This window comes from Phormidesmis sp. 146-33 (assembly GCF_052939515.1).
This window is the reverse complement of record NZ_JBJPHU010000228.1, coordinates 1-3,969: the sequence shown is the minus strand read 5'-3', so window position 1 is coordinate 3,969 and position 3,969 is coordinate 1. Positions and strand designations below refer to the sequence as shown.

Genomic DNA, 3,969 nt, shown 5'->3' with positions numbered 1-3,969 from the left:
TGCTCAGTCAAGCGAAATCTAAAAAAGATGAAAAAGCACCTTGAAAGGGCTGGATTTGTAGCACTTAAAGATCAATAAGATTACTTTGGTATTATCTACTCAGTTGCAGGTAGCTTTGTCTTATTTGAGCAAACTGTTAAAAAGATACAAAGAGTAATATTAATTTCATTCGTGTTAACCGATACTCAAAAATCTAAAAACCATTCAGTCTCAGGACTTTGAGAGATATTCACTTAGATAAATAGCGGATTCAAGATCGCTCCCGATATGCTTGACGCAGGTTTGTATCAGGGGAAGGCTGTATGTACAACATGGACGTGTTAAATAAGCAGATTCAGGTCGTTTATGGGCGGGTCTTAGGATTGCACCAACAATCTCCCCAAGCAAGAACTGCACCCTCTGAAGTGCTTCCGATCGCCCTCAAAGAACTGGGTCTCGCTTCAGAAGAATTACAGGTCGCGGTCGAAGAATTAACGCGCCAAAATGAAGTGCTGGCGATGGCTCAACACGAGGCTAATACAGCCCGCTTGCACTATCAGAGTGTGTTTGAGTTTGCGCCAGATGCTTTGGTGATCACCTCGCTGTCGGGAGTCGTTCAAGAAGCCAATCGAGCGGCGGCCGTTTTGTTTGATCGCCAGTCCCGTTATCTCACCGGAAAGCCTCTGGTCAGTCTCGTGACCTTTGACGATCGCACCACATTTCGCAATCTTTTGACTCGACTCAATCAGCGAGACAGCTCGATCAGTCCGCAAAATCGGGCCCAGGTGATGATCCGGCTACATCGTCAACCGCAGGACTGGTTTGAGGCAGGGCTGACCGTTGATATTATTCGCGATGAGCAAGAAGAGCCGCTCTTGTTACGGTGGCAGATTCAGGATTTGAGCAATCGCAAACGGGCCGTCGCCGTCTTAACGCACACCGATTCCGACTTACCAAAACCGCGTGCTTGCGATCGCTACCGTCGTGGAGAGACGATCCCCCTTGAGGCGCAGACTCTCTGGCTTGTGGTGCAGGGCGTTGTGAAGCTAACGACACTTTCCGAGCGGGGCGAAGAAATTTTGGTCGGTCTGGCCGCCGAAGAGCAAGTGTTTGGGGCGAGTCTTACCAGGCTGCCTGTCTATCAAGCGATCGCCCTTGCGGATGTAGACCTGGTGGCGATCCCGGTCGCGGAGATGGCTCAATCGATGGAGTTTGCTCAGACACTAATGCCCCGAATCGTCCATCGGCTTCAGCAAGCAGAGCGGTTTGTCACGATGCACGGCCATCTTCGTGCTCAAGATCGACTCATCCAGCTATTGCAGTTGCTCAAAGAAGAAATAGGAGCGCCGATCTCGACGGTAGAAGGCAAGTCGATCGTATTAGAAACGCGACTCAAAGCAAAGTTAACGCATCAAGATTTTGCGAGTGCTTGTTGTACGACACGAGTCACGATCACGCGGCTACTAGGACAACTTCAATATCAAGGTAAGATTCGGTTGGATGCTCAAAACCACTGGGTGATTAGAGATAATATGATTTGTTAAACAAATAACTCAAATGATAAATATCTAACCAATTGCCATTCAAACTTTTCCCTTTAGGGTGTGGAATGAGCGCTACGGAAACTTTATGAAGTAATACCAAATTGATCTTTGAGTGCTACAGATCTGGGAGAGCAACTTAAATCCCCTACTTGTGGGTGACGGCGTTGCTGATTGGAGGGATGACTCTGTGGGAAGTGTCCATCTTTTTGCCCCCTAAATCCCCCAAAATTGGGGGACTTTGAACCTTGGAGTTTCCCGCCGCTTTGGGGCACACCCCCTGATTCAGCAACGCTGTGGGTGACTTCAAGCCAAAGCAATCTCGGATTCTCAAAGTCCCCCAGACTGGGGGATTTAGGGGGCGAAGGATCTGTAGCATTCACAAATTGATTGGGTATGAGACAGTCGTCTGCAATGTGGAGCTTTAATTTATATCCCGGCTTTTTAATTCGATCGCGCTCCTCCATCAAAAAGCAGTCTGTAGACTAAAACCCCATTCCGGCTTCCGTTTTTTTACCTTTCTAAGGGGGGATTAGAGGGATCAGAAGATGTGTTTGGGCATCAATAATTTGTATAAGAAACCTGCGATCGCAATTCATTTGTTCTAGCTTTTGAGCCACGATTTGAATGACTAGAAACCCCTAAATCTGTTTGTATCTAAGTCGATCGTGCTCATAGATACTGTCTAAAAATCGCAAACAATTAATCCTGAAATTGACTCAACAATTCTTCTTATTGCTACTTAATTAACGTCATAGAATTAGATGAGTCTCTGTCCAGGCGTAGAGGTGAAAACAACGCTTTTGTTTCACAATATCAGTGTGTTGATCAAATGTGCTGAAGACTTAGTTTTATCAGCGCCAATTGATTTAATCAGCGATTGAGCACCGTTTTAATACTTCCTTAATTTAAAATGACTAGCCAGAACGGAACCGACTTTTTTGTTCGACGCATTCAGGCTGCATACCAACGGACAGAAGAGACCTTTCAAGAACTCAAAGGCGCACCTGAGCACCAGTCCCAAGCATTACTGAATTGCCTGGAAGAGCTTCATGTCTCTCTAGAAGAATTACAGGTTGCTCAAGATGAGCTTTGTCAACAACAAAACGCAATTTTAGAAGCCCAAGACGCGATCGAATCCGAACGACAGCGCTATTGCGAACTTTTTGAATTTGCTCCCGATGGCTATCTGATCACCGATCGCTTTGGGGCTATTCGGGAGGCTAATCGGGCTGCTGCCATCTTGCTAAAAATCAATCCCGATCACTTGTTAGGCAAACCGATCGTCAACTTTGTGCCCGAAGCCAATCGCCGCGCATTTCGCAATATCCTGGGTGAGCTTCCGATTCTAAACCGGGTTCAAGAATGGGAAGTACAGCTACAAAATAGAGAACACACTCGCTTTGAAGCCGCAATCACCGTCGAAACGGTACGCGATCCCCGTGGAGAAGTCTTGGGACTGCGCTGGCTAATTCGTGACATCACCGCTCGCAAACAGGCCGAAGAGCAACTTCATCAGACCCAACTCCAAAACCTGCAACTGCTCGAAGCCGATCGCCTCAGACGGCAATTTATCGCGACGGTCACTCACGAGCTACGCACTCCGATGAATGCGATTTTGGGCTTTTCTAAACTGTTGCTGCGTCAGTTTCAAGATCAGGGGCAACGGCGCGAATCTGACATGCTAGAGCGCGTTTTGAGAAACGGTCAACATTTACTTCTGCTAATCGAAGACATTCTCGACTTTTCAAAACTGCAAGCCAACCGACTAGAACTGTCTCAACAAGCCTTTGATTTGAATCAATTAATGCGGGCGATCGTTGAAGAACTTAATCCCTTAGCCGAGCAAAAAAGCTTAGATTTTCAGCTTCACCTACCGCCTGATGCCATTGAAATCGTCAACGATCGCCTGCGGCTGCGTCAAATTGTGATCAACCTGTTATCAAATGCGATTAAATTTACCGATGCTGGTAGTGTTTCTCTATAGGTGCTAAAGCTTCCAGAAGGACGGATTGCGATCGTCATTCGCGACACCGGAATTGGCATTGATGAACTCAACCAGGCGCAAATCTTTCGAGAATTTTGGCAGGTCGATCAAACTCACACGCGACTACACAGCGGGACAGGGTTGGGGTTATCGATTACCAAAGCTTTGGTTGAGTTGATGCAAGGAGCAATCTCTGTCGAAAGTCAAGTCGGAGTTGGCACCACCTTTCGAGTCGAAATCCCCCGCTACGCTTTAAGTTGCTAACGCTTAAAACACACCAACCCAAATTTCAGGTTTAATAGGTATACTAATCCTGAATCATTTGTGAAAGTCTTCAAAGGGCAGGCTCTTTTATGGCAATCCTAAATGAGTCACGAACAGATTTTTGTCGCTCCGTTCCAGTCCGTTTCGCCCCCTAAATCCCCCAGTCTGGGGGACTTTGAAACTGGGGAATGGGTCTTG

General features: G+C 46.9%; 3 protein-coding genes. All 3 read left to right on the top strand.

Annotated features, from left to right (window positions below; all coding sequences use genetic code 11):
* Positions 1-302: 302 nt before the first annotated feature.
* The 3 genes from ACJ2PR_RS35275 (at position 303) to ACJ2PR_RS35265 (ending at position 3,771) form a co-directional block, all read left to right on the top strand.
* Positions 303-1,523 carry a helix-turn-helix domain-containing protein gene (locus tag ACJ2PR_RS35275; protein WP_446880551.1) on the top strand — a complete coding sequence of 407 codons (1,221 nt, stop codon included), beginning with the start codon at positions 303-305 and terminating at the stop codon, positions 1,521-1,523.
* 910 nt (positions 1,524-2,433) lie between these two features.
* Entirely contained in the window at positions 2,434-3,507 is a 1,074-nt protein-coding gene (locus ACJ2PR_RS35270; protein ID WP_446880550.1) for a PAS domain-containing sensor histidine kinase, read from the top strand.
* Positions 3,508-3,771, top strand: a complete 264-nt coding sequence (locus ACJ2PR_RS35265) for an ATP-binding protein (RefSeq protein WP_446880549.1) — start codon at positions 3,508-3,510, stop codon at positions 3,769-3,771.
* Positions 3,772-3,969: the final 198 nt, after the last annotated feature.